A 15251-nucleotide genomic window follows, 5' to 3' on the forward strand; every position below is an offset into this window, starting at 1 on the left:
GCTACTGCCCGGGGTCGGCCTCGGCGTACTCAGGTTGCACGGGATCGCGCACCGACTCGATGTCGAGGGAGCTGAGCTGCTGCACCTCGACCTCGGCGCCGTCGCGCTTGAGCTTGGCCCTCGGGCCCAGGGCGAACTCGAGCGCGCCCGCCAGCACCTCGGGGTCGCCGATCACGTCGATGACGTAGGGCGACTGGACCTCGACGCCGTCGATCTCCAGCCCGCCCACGATGTCGGTGAACGAGCTCTGCGCGATGATCCGCACCTCGCCGTTGAACTGGATGGCCTCGGCGCCGACGGTGCGCAGCTCCTGGATGGTGTCGATCATCGACCCCACCTCGACCTCGCCGGTCTCCTCGGTGATGGTGACCCGGATGCCCGGGCCGGTCACGGGGACCAGCCCGGCCAGGATGCTGAGGGTGTCGACCTCGCTCTGGGCCTGCTCGAGGGCGGCCTGGCGGCGGCTGGTGTCGGACTGCAGGTCGTCGCGGGTGTCCTGGAGCCGCGCGATCTCCGCCTCGGCCCGCTGGGTCGTTCCGGCGAGCCCGTTGAGGACGTCGATCAGGTCCTGCTGGCGCAGCGCGGCGTAGGTGTCGTCCACCTGGGTCGTACGCACCTGGGTCACCGCCGCGAACCCCACGATGGCGAGCAGCAGACCCACCACGACCTGGCGCCGGGTCGGCTGGAGCAGCGCGCGCCACAGTCGCTCCCGTCCGCTGGGCAGCTCCTGCGGACCGTCGGCCGGCTCACGCATGGAACAGGTGCCGGCGGATGGCGGCGACGTTGGAGAAGATCCGGATCCCGAGCACGACGATGACGCCGGTGGAGAGCTGGCCGCCGACGCCGAGCTTGTCGCCGACGTAGACGATGCCGGCCGCGATGACGACGTTGCTCACGAACGACACGACGAAGACCTTGTCGTCGAAGATGCCGTCGAGGTAGGCACGCATGCCGCCGAAGACGGCGTCGAGGGCGGCCACGACCGCGATCGGCAGATAGGGCTCCAGCCCGAGCGGTACGTCCGGCTTGAGGAACACACCGAGCAGCACGCCCAGGGCGAGGCCGAGTACGGCGATCACGGCTGCACCTCCTCGGACTGGCCCGGTTTCCCATCCTGCGAGCTGCCCTGGTCCGCCCAGCGCAGGACACGCATGGCGAGGGGAGCCTGTGGAAGGGAGAGCTCGTCCTCATTCTGCATGTCGAACTTGAAGCCGTAGCGCTGGGACAGGTCATTGAACGCCAGACCGCTGCTGGTGTCGAAGAAGTTGGCCTGCAGGCTGAGCGGGTCACCGATGACCAGGACGGTGTAGGGCGAGGCGATCCCGACGCCGTTGACCTCGATCGCCACCCCGGACACCCGGATCGCGCTCATCGCCGTGAGCCGGTGCCCGTTGACGGAGACCGCCTCCGCCCCGGCCGCCCACAGTCCGTCGACCAGCAGCGCGAGGTCCTCGTCCTTGACCGCGCCGTCGGGGGTGCCGGTCGCCTCGTCGGTCACCGTCACCCGGATGCCCTCGCCGCGCACGGCCACGAAGCCGGTCCTGACCTGGAGCCGACGCAGCCGCGCGGTCACCGCCTGCTGCTGCTCGCCGAGCTCGAGGGCCCGCTGCTCGCCGTCGGCGTTGACCTCGCGAAGGTCGGCGATCTGCTCCTGGAGCCGGCCCACCCGGTCGCTCTCGCCGTCGATGCGTGCCAGCAGGCTCGCCCGCCCCTCGTCGGCGACGGAAGCGTTCTGCTGGGTCTGCACCGCCGCGGTGGAGGCCATGATCCCGAACACCGCGACGGCGACCGCGGCGACGCGGCGCGGATGACCACCGCCACGCCGTACGTCGGCGTGCGTCCCGGTCGCTGCGGCTCGCTGCGCTCGGCGTTCTGCCGCGAAGAGGTAGTCCTCGTCGAGGGACTGCCGCTGGACCCGGTCCAGCAGCGGCAGGATGACCCGAGGCGGGAGGTCGTCGCGCTCAGGCATCGCGGACCGCCGGTCGGCGCTCGGTCGTCAGCAGCAGCTTGCGCACCTGCCAGGCGTAGAGGAGACCGGCCCACCAGTAGAGCCCGATGCCCCAGAACGCGAACGCCCACCCGAAGACCCGGGCCAGCAGCGCGACGGTGCCCTCGCCGTCGCCGAGCAGCAGGAGCGGGAACGCGTAGAGCAGGTTGAAGGTCGCGGCCTTGCCGAGGAAGTGCACCGGCAGCGCGCTGTAGCCGCGAGTGCGCAACAGCGGCACGAGGCCCCACATGAGCGCGTCGCGCAGCGGCAGCGAGATCGCCATCCACCACGGGATCACGTCGCGCAGCGCGAGGCCGACGACCACGGCGAGGATGTAGAGGCGGTCGGCGACCGGGTCGAGGATCTGGCCCACGACCGACTGCTGGTCGAGCTTGCGCGCCAGCCAGCCGTCGAGGAAGTCGGTGAAGCCCGAGATCATCAGCAGGGCCAGCGCCCAGCCGTCCTCCTCGGGGCCCAGCACCAGCCAGAGGAACACCGGCACGCCCGCCAGCCGCAGTGCGCTGAGCAGGTTGGGGATCGTCCAGACGCGGTCACTGCGCGTCGAGTCGTCCACCACTGATGCCTGCTTCTCGGGAGGGTTGCACTGCTGGCCTTGCCGGGGACACCTTAGCCGCCGATGTGGCCCGTTCCGGGGAGGGTCGCGGCCCCCGTCAGTCCGTCTGCGCGCCCGCCTCGCCGTGGTGGTTCTCGTGGTGGGCGGCGTCGCGGATCTCCCCCACCAGCTCCTCGATGACGTCCTCGAGCGTCGCCAGCCCCAGGGTCGTCCCCTCGGCGTCGACGACGCGGGCCATGTGGGCGCCGCGGCGCTGCAGGGTCTCCAGTGCGTCCTGGAGCTCGTCGTCGGCGGTCACCGGGGCGAACGGCCGGATCCACTTGTCCTCGATCGGCTCCTCGCGCCGGCTCTCGTCGGGCTCCAACACGTCCTTGATGTGGAGGTAGCCGATCAGCTCCCCGGTCTCGGTGGCCACCGGGAAGCGGCTGAAGCCGGTCGCCGCGCAGACGGCCTCGACCTCGGCCGGAGTGGACCCGCGGAGCACGGTAGCCAGGGTCCCGGGGCGCATGACCACGGAGGCCACCGTCTTCTCGGAGAACCCGAGCGCGCCCGACAGCCGGTCGTACTCGTCCTTGGCCAGCAGCCCTTCGCCGCGCGACTCCTCCACCAGGGCGGCGACCTCCTCACGCGTGAACGTCGAGGAGACCTCGTCCCGCCGCTCGACGTGGACCAGCTTCAGCGTGCCGTTGGCGATCGCGTTGAGGCCGACGATCACCGGGTGCAGGATCGTCACGATCCCGACGAGCGGCGGCCCCAGCACCAGCGCGGCGCGGTCGGGCCCGGCGAGGGCGATGTTCTTGGGGACCATCTCCCCCAGCACGACGTGCAGGAAGACGACGATGCCGAGCGCGACTACGAACGCGACGGGGTGGAGCGCCTGGTCGGGCACGCCGACGGCGTGGAAGAGCGGCTCGAGCAGGTGCGCGACGGCCGGCTCACCGATCGCGCCGAGACCCAGTGAGCAGATGGTGATGCCGAGCTGGGCGCCGGCCATCATCAAGGAGATGTCCTCCATGGCGCGCAGCGTGGTGCGCGCCATCCGCGAGCCCGCCTGGGCGCGCGGCTCGATCTGGGAGCGGCGCGCGGAGATGAGGGCGAACTCGGCACCGACGAAGAACGCGTTGGCGGCCAGCAGGAAGACGGCGAGCAGGATCGAAGCGGTGTCGCTCACGGCTGCTCCTCCCCGTCCAGGAGACGCAGGGCCAGGCGGTCGACGCGCAGGCCGTCCATGTGCTCGACGGTGAGTACCGCGAGCTGCTCGCGCGGCTCGTCGGAGTCGCGCGGGTCGGGCACGGGCACCTCGGCGATGTCACCGGTCTCCGGCACCCGCCCGATCACCTTGAGCACCAGCCCGGCGATGGTGTCGTAGTCCTCGTCCTCGGGCAGCTGGATGCCGGTGACGTCCTCGACCTCGTCGGGCCGCAGCAGCCCGGAGAGGGACCAGCTGCCGTCGCGGCGCTGGCGCGCCTGCGCTCCCAGCCGGTCGTGCTCGTCGGCGATGTCGCCCACGATCTCCTCGATGACGTCCTCGAGGGTGACGATGCCGGCGTGGCCGCCGTACTCGTCGAGCACGACCGCGAGCTGGAAGCCGTCCTTGCGCAGCAGCGCCATCAGGGGGTCGAGGCGCAGGGAGTCCGGTACGACGATCGGCCGGACCATGAGGTGCTTGACCTTGGTCGTGGCCCGCTCCTGCAGCGGCAGCGCCACGGCGTGCTTGACGTGGACGGTGCCGACGACGGTGTCGTTGCTGTCGAGCACAGGAAATCGTGAGTGCCCGGTCTGGCGCGCCAGGTCGATCACGGCGCTGGCGCGGTCGTTGACCTCGAGGCTGTGGGTGCGCACGCGCGGGGTCATGATCTCGCCGGCGGTGCGGGACCCGAACTCCACCGAGCGCTCCATCAGCTCGGCGGTGTCGGCATCGAGGGTGCCGATGTGGGCCGACCGCTGGATCAGTGACGCCAGCTCGGTCGAGCTGCGGGCAGATCGCAGCTCCTCCTGCGGCTCCATGCCCAGGCGCCGGACTATGGCGTTGGCCGAGCCGTTGAGGAACCGGATCGGGAAGTGGTTGACCGCGGTCCACCAGCGCATCGGCAGCTGGGTCGCCCGGGCGGTCGCCATGGGTCGCGCGATCGCGAGGTTCTTGGGGACCAGCTCGCCGAAGATCATCGTCAGCACGGTGCCGAAGGTGAGCCCGACCGCGATGGCCAGCGGCTTGACGGCCCCGTCGGGCACGCCCGCGGACGCCAGTGGTCCGTCGATCAGGTCGGCGATCGCCGGTTCGGCCAGGAAGCCGATGCCGAGGTTCGTGACCGTGATCCCGACCTGGGCGCCCGACAACTGGGTCGACAGCGACCGCAGGCCGGTCAACACCCCCTGGGCGGAGACATCGCCCTCGGCCGCGGCACGCTCGACCTGCAGCTTGTCGACGGTCACGAAGGCGAACTCAGCGGCCACGAAGATGCCGCACATCACGACCAGCAGCAACGCGATCGCGAGCAGGAGCCAGGGGGTCACGAGAGCTCTCCGCGATGGGAGAGCGGGCTACTTTGAGAGCCGTCCATGGGCGGAGCTCAGGGTCCTTGTCGTCGAGGGCCGGGAAGCGGCCCATGCTAGCGAACGGGGTGGCGGGGAGCCGCTTCCGCGTAGTCCGAACGGGCCATCTTCGCGGCCGATCCGACCACGCACACGTTTTCGCACGTAGCCTGCCCGGGTGCGCGTCTCGGTCGCGCCGTCCCCCAGGAGTCTCGATGTCTCGGTCACCCGCCGCCGCATCCCGCCGCGCGGTCCTCGGCAGCGGCGGCGCGCTCGGTGCTGCCGGTGCGCTCGGCGTCGTGAGCGCCGCCCCGGCGCACGCCGCGGCGTACCCTCCGGCGCACTACAAGGGCGGCGCGCTGCTCTCAGCTCCCAACCGGCACCTGGTCAGCCGCTTCTCCTACGGCATCACCCCCGCGCTGACCGCGACCGTCAAGCGACAGGGCGGCGCCCGCAAGTGGTTCGAGCGACAGCTGGCGCCCGCCGCGATCGCAGACACCGGCGCCGACGCGCTGCGGGCCTGGTGGTCCGGGCTCGACCGCACGGCGCAGGAGCTCTGGACCCGGCAGGTCGACGAGATCGAGGGCGGCTGGGAGGTGATGGCCGACTACCAGTGCTGGGCGCTGGCGCGGCGGATGACCAGCCAGCGCCAGGTGCTCGAACTGATGACCGACTTCTGGGAGAACCACCTCAACGTGCCGGTCAGCGGCGACGCGCAGTTCACCCACCGCGTCTCCTACGGCGACACGGTCCGCCGGCACGCGCTCGGCCGCTTCGAGGACCTCCTCCACGCCGCGATCACGCACCCGGCGATGCTGATCTACCTCAATCAGGCCGTCTCCACGAAGCGGCACCCCAACGAGAACCTCGGCCGGGAGCTCCTCGAGCTCCACACCGTCGGGCGTGGCAGCTACGGCGAGCCGGACGTCAAGGGCTCGGCGCGCATCCTCACCGGCTGGATGGTCGACCTGTGGGACACCTGGGAGCCGTCGTACGACGTCAGCTCGCACTGGACCGGCCCGGTCACGGTGATGGGCTTCAGCGACGCCAACGCCTCAGGTGACGGCCGCGCCCTGACCCGCCGCTACCTCACCTACCTCGCCCGGCACCCGGCCACCGCCCAGCGGATCGCGCGCAAGCTGGCGCGCAAGTTCGTGCGCGACGACCCGCCCCAGTCGCTGGTCGACCAGCTGGCCCGCGTCTACCTCGCCCATGACACCGCCATCACGCCGGTCCTGCGCGCGCTCGTCGCGTCGTCGGCGTTCGCCGGCGCGGCCAGCCTCAAGGTGAAGGACCCCGGTGAGGACGTCGTGGCCACCTACCGTGCGCTGCAGGCGCGTCTGCAACGCCCGCCCGAGAGCGAGACCGGCGACGAGTACGCCGCCAACGCGATGCTGTGGCAGACCTCCAACCTGGGGGCGCTCCCCCTCGCCTGGCCCCGGCCCGACGGTCAGCCTGTCGACAACGACTCGTGGTCGTCGCCCTCACGGATGATCGCGTCGATGGACCTGCACTACGTGATGGCCGGCGGCTGGTGGCCCGACGTCGGCATCACCTACCGCGCGCCCGCCAAGTGGCTGCCGCAGCCGTCGATCCGCTTCGACGTCCTCGTCGACCACCTGTCCCAGCAGCTCCTCGGGCGGCGCTCCACCTCGACCCTGCTCAAGGCCTGCTGCGAGGCCGTCGCCCTGACCCCGGGCTCGCGGATCACCGCCGACCACGGGCTCGTGAAGTGGGACTTCTCCCGGCTACTCACGACCTTCCTCGACTCCCCTGCCTTCCTGACGCGGTGACTGCGATGTCCTCCTCTCCCTCCACCCCTCGCCCGGACGCGGCCTGCTGCGACGAGTTCCGCGCCGTCTCCCGGCGCGGGCTGTTCACCGGAGCGATCGCCGTCGCCGGCGCCACCACGATCGTCGGCTCCGCCGTCGTCACCGCCGCCCCGGCCATGGCCGCGTCGGCGAGCTCGGTCCTGGTGGTGCTGTCGCTGCGCGGCGCCGCCGACGGTCTGTCGCTGGTGGTCCCGCACGGCGACCCGGTCTACTACCAGGCCCGGCCCCGGATCGCGATCGCCAAGGACCAGCTGCTGGCCGCCGACGCGATGTTCGGCCTGCACCCCAAGCTCGAGCCGCTGCTGCCGCTGTGGAACGCCGGCAAGCTGGCGGCGGTGCACGCGACCGGCCTGCCGGCGCCCAACCGCTCCCACTTCGCCGCCATGGAGGAGGTCGAGGACGCCAACCCCGGGTCGACCACCCGCCAGGGCTGGCTCAACCGCCTGATCGGCGCCGACACCCGCACCTCACCGTTGCAGGGCTTCAGCATCGGCGGCGGCGTCGTACCCGGCTCGCTGTTCGGTGACGAGCCGGTGATGTCAGCCGGCTCGGTCCAGGACGTGCGCATCTCCGGTGACGACAAGTGGGCCGTCAAGGACGGTCGCAAGCGCTCGCTGCACACCATGTGGGACGCCGTCCCCGGTCCGCTCGGCAAGGCGATGCGGTCGACGTTCGGCGCACTCAACGACTTCCAGCCGGTCAAGTCCGCGGCCGACAACAGCACCGCCTATCCCGACACCGACCTCGGCCATTCGCTCGCCACGGTCGCGCGGATCGTGCGCGGCGACGTCGGCGTCGAGGTGCTCACGGTCGACCAGGGCGACTGGGACATGCACAGCGACCTCGGCACCCTCGCCTGGGGCCAGATGCGCCAGAACGCCGACGACCTGGCGCGGTCGGTCGCGGCCTTCATGGCCGACCTCGGCACCCAGACGTCCAAGGTGACCCTGGTCGTGCTCAGCGAGTTCGGCCGGCGCACCGTGGAGAACGCCAACTACGGACTGGACCACGGTTTCGGCAACGCGATGCTCGTCGCGGGCGCCGGGGTCAAGGGCGGCAAGGTCTACGCCAACTGGCCCGGGCTCACCCTCGACGACGACGCCGACCTGCTCGTCACCACCGACTACCGCAGCGTCCTCGCCGAGATCGTCTCCTCCCGCTTCGGCGCCTCGACCGCTACGGTCTTCCCGGGCTTCACCCCGTCGCCCCTGGGATTCATGACGACGTGAACCGACTTCGTCGGTCCATTGGGAGTTGTGGAGTGACTTCGTCCCTCCATTGGGAGTACTCGCTTCGCTCGCACTCCCTTACGACTTAAGGAGATTCTTGTGGCCGTACGTGTCATCCAGTGGGCCACGGGAGGGGTGGGGCGGGCGGCGATCGAGGGCATCCTGCTGCACCCCGAGCTCGAGCTGGTGGGTTGCTACGTCCACTCGGAGGCCAAGCACGGCGTCGACGTCGGCGAGATCATCGGGACCGGACCGGTCGGGGTGCTGGCCACCACCGACGTCGAGGAGATCCTCGCGCTGGACGCCGACTGCGTCGTCTACACGCCGTTGGTCGGCGACGCCGGCGAGGTGACCGCCCTGCTGCGCTCGGGCAAGAACGTCGTCACGCCCGTGGGCTGGATCTACCCCGGCGAGCGGCAGCGCGCCCTGCTGGAGGAGGCCTGCCAGGCCGGGGGCGTCAGCATGCACGGCACCGGCGTCAACCCCGGCGGCGTACCCGACCTGCATCCGCTGATGTTCTCCTCGCTGACGTCGGGGGTCACCTACGTCCGCGGTGAGGAGTTCTCCGACATCCGGACCTACAACGCGCCCGACGTCGTGCGCCACGTCATGTGCTTCGGCGGCACCCCCGACGAGGCGCGGTCGGGGCCGATGCTGGAGCTGCTCTCGGCCGGCTTCGTGCGCTCGGTGCGGATGTGCCTCGACGTGCTCGGCTTCTCCCCCGACGCAGAGATCCGCTCCACCCTCGACCTCGCGGTCGCCACCCAGCCGATCGACTCCCCCATCGGCGTGATCGAGGAGGGCCGCGTCGCCGGGCAGCGCTTCGCGTGGGAGGCCGTGGTGCGCGACCAGGTCGTCGTACGCGCCGCCGTCACCTGGCTCATGGGCGAGGAGCACCTCGAGCCCGCCTGGGACTTCGGCCCCGAGGGCGAGCGCTTCGAGGTCGAGGTGCGCGGCGACCCGGACACCTTCGTCACCATCAAGGGCTGGCAGCCCGACACCGTCGCCGAGGGCCTCGTCCGCAACCCCGGGATCGTGGTCACGGCCATGCACTGCGTCAACTCGGTCCCCTACGTCGTCGCCGCTCCCCCGGGCGTCCGCACCTACGTCGACCTGCCGCTCGTCGCCGGCCGCGCGCACCCCGACCTCGCCTAGCTGTGGACAGCTCCGGGAAAGTACGGAACGCAATCGACCTGTTCCGGCCCGATCCGGGTCGATAACGTTCCGTACTTTCCGGGCGGTGGGTGGTAGGTCGCCGCGCGGATCTGCTGGAAGTTGCGTCCGCCGCGGCGGAACGCGTGGGCGACGGCAGCGGGCAGGAGGTGCTCGTCCCAGGGTTCGGGGTCCCAGGCGCACGGCCTCACGTTGACCAGGTCGAGGGATGCCGCCTCGCTGCTGCCGTCGTACGACCAGGGGCCGGTGAGCCAGCCCCGGTGGAACGGACCGGCCGGGACGCGGGTCCAGACCTGGGCCCCGTCGGGTACCGCGGCGAACCGCTGCAGACGGCGCGCAACGCGCTCGCCGTACGCCACCTCGGTTTCGGCGAGTGCCTCCTCGAGGCTGCGTGGTGCGCGGCCGAGTCGGCCCCCGACGCCACAGACACCAAGACTCAGCGCGCGGTCGACTCCGCGGTCATGGTCGACGTCGCCGCGTCGGGATCGGAGAGGGCGCGGTAGACGCCTAGGTCGTCCATGACTCGACCTTACGAGCCTGTGGATGCGGCGCCGCGTGACAGAAACTAGAACCTGTTATAGACATGCCCTGTGGTCGCCTCCAACGAAGACATCCGTACGACGGTCCAGCGCTACCTCGACCTCGTGGCAGGGGGGACGGCCGCGGAGATCGTGGCCCTCTACGCGCCCGACGCGAAGCTCGAGGACCCGGTCGGCAGTGACGTCCTGGTGGGTCACGACGCGATCCGCGCCTTCTACGAGAGCTTCGAGGCGCTGAAGAAGAAGACCAACCTGGTCACCCTGCGCACGTGCGCCGGCCACGCGGCCTTCCACTTCGAGATCGTCACCGAGGCCGGTGACATGAAGTACCGGATGGCGCCGCTCGAGGTGATGACCTTCGGAGACGACGGCCTGATCACGAGCATGCGTGCGTTCTGGTCCGACCAGGACCTCGTCGTCGAGGCGTGAGCGCCGCCGACGTCCGGCCCCTCACCGCCGACGACCTCGATTGGGTCGTCGAGGTCACCCGCCAGCGTCGTGAGCGGCTGGTCACGCACGCACCGCGCTTCTGGCGTCCGGCGGCCGACGCCACCGAGCGGCACCGGGCGTTCCTGGCGCACATGGTCGCCGACGAGGACACTCTGACGCTGCGGACCGAGCACGGCTACCTGATCGCGGTCGAGCGGGCCGGGCGGCTCGTGGTCGACGACATGGTGGTCGACCCGCCGGAGCACTGGGCGACCGAGGGGCTCCGCCTGCTGGAGCGGGCCGGCTCCACGGGGCGGCTCCGGTTCGTCGTACCGGCTGCCGAGCGTGAGCGGATGGACGCCGCCCTCGACCTCGGGCTCGAGCCGGCCGAGGTGTGGTGGCACCGCGACCTCGAGCCGCCGACCGGTCTCAACGTCGTGTCCGAGGACCCCTCGATGTCGGTCGACGGAGCCGCCGGACAGCTGGTGCCGGCGCCACCCGTCTACGACCCCGGCGGGCCGGTCCTGCTCGTCACCTCGGTCGAGTCGGCCGACGCCCTCACCCGCATCCAGCAGTCCGCCGCCCGGCGGGGCGCGACCGTGGCGGTGGTGACCCAGGACCCCGCCGACACCGCGACCGCGGCACTGCTCGCGGACTCCGGGTTCGTCGTGACGACGTACTTCTTCGCCGCGCCCGCCTGAGCGAGAACCCGGTCAGTCGGGCGTCTGCGTCGAGTCGTGCCGGGTCTCCTCGGGGGCGTTGGTGCGCTCGTCGGACTCCGCGAGGATCGCCTCGGCCTGCGCGTGCGGGTCGTCGCTGCCCGCCTCCAGCTCCTCGGGGAGCAGCTCGGCGCGGGTGTCGATGCGGGACTCTTCTGCGGACGGCTCACTCATGGGGCGAAACCTACTCGGCCCCACCAGGACCCGGCCCGTCGAGCCGCCGCAGCAGCTCGCCGATCTCCGCCGAGGTCACCCCGCCGTCGAGCGCCTCGCGCAGGTGGGTCTCGAGGGCGCCCAGCGCACGGCTGTGCCCGTCCCGGGTGGGGACGTCTTCCTCCCCGAGCACGTGACCGCGCACCAGGCGGGCCACGTCCTGCGCCCCGCTCGCGGTGAGCACCGGCACGGCGACCTCGGCGAGCCGGTCACGTACGTCGTACGCGGCCGGGCCTCCTTCCGGCGCCGCATCCGGCGCACACGCGTCGGTGTCGACCAGGACGGCGTCACGCACGCGGCCCGGCGCGTCGAGCATGAGCTGGAGGCCGACCGCACCGCCCACACCGATCCCCGCGTAGGAGAACGAGCCACCCACCTCGTCGCGGTGCAGGAGGATCTCGTCGACCACCTCCAGCACGGCGGCAGCGAGCTCGGCGAGGGTGTACGGCCCCTCCGGAAGCGACCGGTTGTGCCCGTGCCCCGGCAGGTCCCATGCGACCACGTCGAACGCGTCGGTCAGTCCCCCGGCGGTCGCCGCCCACGCGGCCGTGCCCGCCGAGCCCAGCGGCGGGCCCAGCACCAGCAGCGGCAGCTCGGCGCGGCGCTGCGCACCGGTCAGCCGGACGGCGGTGACAGCAAAGTTCTGGGACACGCGGTGACCGTACGACGGGACGTGTCCGGTCCTACCCCGGAGGGGTGATTTCGCCGGTCAATCGCCTCCGCTGCGGCGTCCCTCTGACAGGATGGGAGGCCAAGCGGTATCCAGAGCCGCGCTCGCCGTACCCCTGGTAACGCCCAGGACCCCGAGAGGTGCAGCATGCAAGGCCCGTCGACCCCGGCCACTGGATGGCCGCGTGCCGCTCTCGCTGCGGTCGTCGTGGTGACCGCGGCGCTGCTGGTCGTCCACGCGTGGCACCCGGGCGGCGCGTTCGGAGACGGCACCTACCTGGTCGGGGTCTGGTTCGGCGTCCTCGTCGCCGGCCTGGGCACCTGGCGGGCGGCGCCGGGCCACCGGCTGGTTCCGGGGCTGATCACGGCCGGCCTTGCCTCCTCGGCGGTCGGCGACCTCACCTGGCAGGGCTACGTCTGGAGTGGGGCGGACGCCAACGTGTCCGCCGCGGACCTCGCCTACTTCGCCAGCTACCTCGGCCTGGGTGCGGCGATCGTGGTGATCACCTTCGGCCGCAACGGCGCGGCCGACCGGCGCCTCGACACCGACGCGATCCTCGACGGTCTCACCATCATCACCGTCAGCGTGCTGCTCTTCTGGAGCGTCTCGATCAGTGCCATCGTCGCCGACGAAAGTGTGTCCGGGTTCACGCGTGCGGTCTGGGCGTCCTACCCGGTCGCCGACGCGGTGCTCCTGGCCCTTGTCGTCCGAGCACTGGCGACCCGGTGGGCACTTGAGGCCATCGGCATCCCCTTCGTGCTGGGGGTCGGCTGCTGGCTGGCGTCCGACGTCGGCTACCTCATCTACACCGAGGAGGACACGCTGTACGCCGTCCTGGACCTCGGATGGATGCTCGGCGGGACCCTGATGGGCCTCTCCGCCTGGCGCCGACCGCCACGCGCGAAGATCGAGGTCAAGGACGCCGCGGAGACCGAGCACGAGCTGTGGAAGCTCGGGATCGCGATCGTGCCGCTGATGGTGCCGCCGCTGCTCGAGCTCTACAGCGACCTCCGCGGCAACGACATCAGCCCCTACATGTCGGTCATTGGCATGGCGATCCTGCTGCTCCTCGCGTTCGCGCGCACGTCCCGTCTGCTCGGCTCAGAGCGCCGGGCGCGAGCCCTGGCCCGCAAGAGCCGGCGGCACTACGCCCGGCTTGCCGACAACAGCTCCGACGCGGTCATCGTCGTCGACGCCGAGGGCAGGATGCTGCGCTCGTCGCCGCACCTGGCGCCGCTGCTGGGCGTCACCCACGTCAACAACACCGTCGACTGGACCAGGCACCTCTCGACGGAGCAGACCGAGACCCTCGCCACCATGTTCGGCCAGGCCATGGCGGCGCCAGGCGAGGCCTTCACCACCGAGGCCATGATCGACCCCGGCGACGGCGACCAGCGCTGGGTGAGCGTGCGCATGGTCAACCTGCTCCACGACCCCGACGTCGAGGGCATCATCGTGTCGCTGGCCGACATCACTCCGCGCAAGGAGGTCGAGCTGGAGCTCGCCGGGGCCCGCGACGCCGCGCTCGACGGCTCGCGCGCCAAGTCGGCGTTCCTCGCGACGATGAGCCACGAGATCCGCACGCCGATGAACGGCGTCATCGGCCTGACCGGCCTGCTCCTGACCACCGAGCTCGACGACCGGCAGCGCCAGTACGCCGAGGGCGTGCGCGGCGCGGGCGAGTCCCTGCTGTCGCTGATCAACGACATCCTCGACTTCTCCAAGGTCGAGGCCGGCAAGCTCCAGCTCGAGTCCCTCGACTTCAACCTCGTCCAGGTCGTGGAGGAGGCCGCGGAGCTGGTCGCCGAGTCCGCGCGCACCAAGGACCTCGAGCTGCTCGCCTACTGCTCCCCCGAGCTGCCCACCAACCTGCGCGGCGACCCGTCCCGGATCCGCCAGGTGCTGCTCAACCTGGCCGCCAACGCGGTCAAGTTCACCGCCGAGGGCGAGGTGGTCGTCCGAGCCCAGCTCGAGGACGCCTCCAGCGGCTCGGTCGTGGTCAGGTTCGAGGTCACCGACACCGGAGTCGGCATTCCCGTCGAGGACCAGGAGCGGCTCTTCGAGCCGTTCTCGCAGGCCGACTCCACCACCACCCGCAAGTACGGCGGCACGGGCCTCGGCCTGGCGATCTGTCGCCAGCTCGTCGACGCCATGAGCGGCACGCTCGGTGTCCGCAGCGAACCCAGGGGCGGCAGCACGTTCTGGTTCACCCTGCCCCTCGAGCTCGCCCACGACCCCAGCGCCCTGCCCGCGCCGCAGTCCGGCGACCTCGCCGGCCTCCGGGTCCTCGTGGTCGACGACAACCAGACCAACCGGCTCATCCTCACCGACCAGCTCGGCGCCTGGGGCATGCTTCCCGACGCCGTCGAGGACGGGGCGACCGCGCTGCGCCGGCTCACCGAGGCACGCGACGACGAGGCGGCGTACGACCTCGTGGTGCTGGACCTGTGCATGCCCGGCATGGACGGGCTCGAGCTCGCGCGCCGGATCTCCGGGTCCCCCGGCCCCCACCCCGGCATGGTGGTCCTGACCTCCGGGGCCGACGTCACGGCGGACGACGCGGCCCGGGTCGGGATCCGCGGCCGGCTCACCAAACCGGTGCACCTCTCGCGGCTCGCCTCGGCCCTCGAGCATGCCGTGAGCGCGAGCCGGCACCCGGACCCCGTGCCGGCCCCCGCGGCGGCACCGCTCGGTGGTCGCGGGCACATCCTGGTCGTCGAGGACAGCTTCACCAACCAGCTGGTCGCGGTGGGCATCCTCGAGCACCTCGGCTACAGCACCGAGGTCGCCGCCAACGGCATCGAGGCCCTGGCCGCGATGGCGCGCACCGACTTCGGCGCCGTGCTGATGGACTGCCAGATGCCCGAGATGGACGGCTACGAAGCCACCGCGGAGATCCGCCGACGCGAGGGCGCCGACCGGCACACTCCGGTGATCGCGATGACGGCCAGCGTCACGGCCGGTGACCGCGAGCGCTGCCTGGCCGCCGGCATGGACGACTACGTACCGAAGCCGGTGCACCCCGACGACCTCGTCATCGCGCTCAACCGCTGGCTCCCCGCCCGCCTCAACTGAGAGCCTGGCCCGACACGCCACACTGGGCGTGTGGCCCGCGACTACGGCGGGTACCGCACCAGGGATCGCACAGCCACACCTACACAGGAGGACCAATGACGACCACCCCTGAAGAGCCTCTCGGCGACGACGACATGACCACCGCCCCCGCCGGCGACCCGACTCCGCCGGGAGATGCCGACGGCACCGACTCCGACGGCACCGACGGCGACGCGACCGACACCACCGACGGCGACGCCAGCGACGCCACGGACACCACGGACGGCGACGCGTCCTGAC

General features: G+C 71.5%; 16 protein-coding genes. 7 read left to right on the forward strand and 9 right to left on the reverse strand.

Features of this window, described 5'->3' with window-relative positions; translation table 11 throughout:
- Position 1 precedes the first annotated feature (1 nt).
- The 6 genes from BLR90_RS04655 to BLR90_RS04680 form a co-directional block, all read right to left on the reverse strand.
- Complete coding sequence (locus BLR90_RS04655) at positions 2–754, reverse strand: DUF881 domain-containing protein (protein WP_091022906.1); 753 nt, start codon at positions 752–754, stop codon at positions 2–4.
- Positions 747–1079: a small basic family protein gene (locus tag BLR90_RS04660; RefSeq protein ID WP_091022909.1), complete on the reverse strand. Its 333-nt coding sequence runs from the start codon at positions 1077–1079 to the stop codon at positions 747–749. Before BLR90_RS04660 ends, BLR90_RS04655 begins: the two co-directional genes overlap by 8 nt.
- The gene (locus BLR90_RS04665; protein ID WP_091022911.1) at positions 1076–1969 is read right to left on the reverse strand and encodes a DUF881 domain-containing protein; all 894 of its coding nucleotides are present in this window, start codon (positions 1967–1969) and stop codon (positions 1076–1078) included. Before BLR90_RS04665 ends, BLR90_RS04660 begins: the two co-directional genes overlap by 4 nt.
- Complete coding sequence (clsA, locus tag BLR90_RS04670; RefSeq protein ID WP_371863137.1) at positions 1962–2561, reverse strand: cardiolipin synthase ClsA; 600 nt, start codon at positions 2559–2561, stop codon at positions 1962–1964. The genes BLR90_RS04665 and clsA overlap by 8 nt, the downstream gene beginning before the upstream one ends.
- A gap of 97 nt (positions 2562–2658) precedes the next feature.
- Entirely contained in the window at positions 2659–3732 is a 1074-nt protein-coding gene (locus BLR90_RS04675; protein WP_091022915.1) for a hemolysin family protein, read from the reverse strand.
- On the reverse strand, positions 3729–5075 hold the full coding sequence (locus BLR90_RS04680) for a hemolysin family protein (RefSeq protein WP_091022917.1): 1347 nt from the start codon (positions 5073–5075) through the stop codon (positions 3729–3731). The genes BLR90_RS04675 and BLR90_RS04680 overlap by 4 nt, the downstream gene beginning before the upstream one ends.
- 233 nt (positions 5076–5308) lie before the next feature.
- Here BLR90_RS04680 and BLR90_RS04685 point away from each other — a divergent pair, with 233 nt between their 5' ends.
- The 3 genes from BLR90_RS04685 (at position 5309) to BLR90_RS04695 (ending at position 9309) form a co-directional block, all read left to right on the forward strand.
- Positions 5309–6886 (forward strand): DUF1800 domain-containing protein, encoded by a 1578-nt coding sequence (locus tag BLR90_RS04685; protein ID WP_170254180.1) that lies wholly within the window; start codon positions 5309–5311, stop codon positions 6884–6886.
- Between the two features lie 5 nt (positions 6887–6891).
- Positions 6892–8154 (forward strand): DUF1501 domain-containing protein, encoded by a 1263-nt coding sequence (locus BLR90_RS04690; protein ID WP_091022921.1) that lies wholly within the window; start codon positions 6892–6894, stop codon positions 8152–8154.
- A 99-nt stretch (positions 8155–8253) separates the two neighbouring features.
- Positions 8254–9309, forward strand: coding sequence for an NAD(P)H-dependent amine dehydrogenase family protein (locus BLR90_RS04695; RefSeq protein WP_091022922.1), 1056 nt, complete (start codon positions 8254–8256; stop codon positions 9307–9309).
- Here BLR90_RS04695 and BLR90_RS21220 read toward each other — a convergent pair.
- On the reverse strand, positions 9306–9686 hold the full coding sequence (locus BLR90_RS21220; RefSeq protein ID WP_218029276.1) for a hypothetical protein: 381 nt from the start codon (positions 9684–9686) through the stop codon (positions 9306–9308). The two genes, BLR90_RS04695 and BLR90_RS21220, sit on opposite strands and share 4 nt — an antisense overlap.
- Positions 9687–9917: 231 nt before the next feature.
- Between BLR90_RS21220 and BLR90_RS04705 the strand changes: the two genes are divergently transcribed.
- Both BLR90_RS04705 and BLR90_RS04710 read left to right on the forward strand, forming a co-directional pair.
- Positions 9918–10295, forward strand: a complete 378-nt coding sequence (locus BLR90_RS04705; protein WP_091022924.1) for a nuclear transport factor 2 family protein — start codon at positions 9918–9920, stop codon at positions 10293–10295.
- On the forward strand, positions 10292–10996 hold the full coding sequence (locus BLR90_RS04710) for a hypothetical protein (RefSeq protein WP_091022926.1): 705 nt from the start codon (positions 10292–10294) through the stop codon (positions 10994–10996). Before BLR90_RS04705 ends, BLR90_RS04710 begins: the two co-directional genes overlap by 4 nt.
- Before the next feature lie 12 nt (positions 10997–11008).
- On the opposite strand, the gene BLR90_RS04715 is transcribed toward BLR90_RS04710, so the two are convergent.
- Positions 11009–11188 carry a hypothetical protein gene (locus tag BLR90_RS04715; RefSeq protein ID WP_091022927.1) on the reverse strand — a complete coding sequence of 60 codons (180 nt, stop codon included), beginning with the start codon at positions 11186–11188 and terminating at the stop codon, positions 11009–11011.
- A 10-nt stretch (positions 11189–11198) separates the two neighbouring features.
- A complete protein-coding gene (locus BLR90_RS04720) occupies positions 11199–11879 on the reverse strand; it encodes an alpha/beta fold hydrolase (RefSeq protein WP_091022928.1) in 681 nt (226 codons plus the stop codon).
- Between the two features lie 165 nt (positions 11880–12044).
- Here BLR90_RS04720 and BLR90_RS04725 point away from each other — a divergent pair, with 165 nt between their 5' ends.
- Positions 12045–14972: a PAS domain-containing hybrid sensor histidine kinase/response regulator gene (locus BLR90_RS04725; protein ID WP_091022930.1), complete on the forward strand. Its 2928-nt coding sequence runs from the start codon at positions 12045–12047 to the stop codon at positions 14970–14972.
- A 95-nt stretch (positions 14973–15067) separates the two neighbouring features.
- Positions 15068–15250 carry a hypothetical protein gene (locus BLR90_RS04730; RefSeq protein WP_091022932.1) on the forward strand — a complete coding sequence of 61 codons (183 nt, stop codon included), beginning with the start codon at positions 15068–15070 and terminating at the stop codon, positions 15248–15250.
- Position 15251 lies beyond the last annotated feature (1 nt).

Origin of the sequence: Nocardioides szechwanensis (assembly GCF_900103935.1) — a bacterium.
Classification (GTDB): domain Bacteria; phylum Actinomycetota; class Actinomycetes; order Propionibacteriales; family Nocardioidaceae; genus Nocardioides; species Nocardioides szechwanensis.

What these genes read in the sequence shown, in the direction of transcription:
- BLR90_RS04655 (WP_091022906.1), bottom strand. Translation starts at nt 754, where the DNA reads ATGCGTGAGCCGGCCGACGGTCCGCAGGAGCTGCCCAGCGGACGGGAG.
- BLR90_RS04730 (WP_091022932.1), top strand. Translation starts at nt 15,068, where the DNA reads ATGACGACCACCCCTGAAGAGCCTCTCGGCGACGACGACATGACCACC.
- BLR90_RS04725 (WP_091022930.1), top strand. Translation starts at nt 12,045, where the DNA reads ATGCAAGGCCCGTCGACCCCGGCCACTGGATGGCCGCGTGCCGCTCTC.
- BLR90_RS04665 (WP_091022911.1), bottom strand. Translation starts at nt 1,969, where the DNA reads ATGCCTGAGCGCGACGACCTCCCGCCTCGGGTCATCCTGCCGCTGCTG.
- BLR90_RS04685 (WP_170254180.1), top strand. Translation starts at nt 5,309, where the DNA reads ATGTCTCGGTCACCCGCCGCCGCATCCCGCCGCGCGGTCCTCGGCAGC.
- BLR90_RS04715 (WP_091022927.1), bottom strand. Translation starts at nt 11,188, where the DNA reads ATGAGTGAGCCGTCCGCAGAAGAGTCCCGCATCGACACCCGCGCCGAG.
- BLR90_RS04690 (WP_091022921.1), top strand. Translation starts at nt 6,892, where the DNA reads ATGTCCTCCTCTCCCTCCACCCCTCGCCCGGACGCGGCCTGCTGCGAC.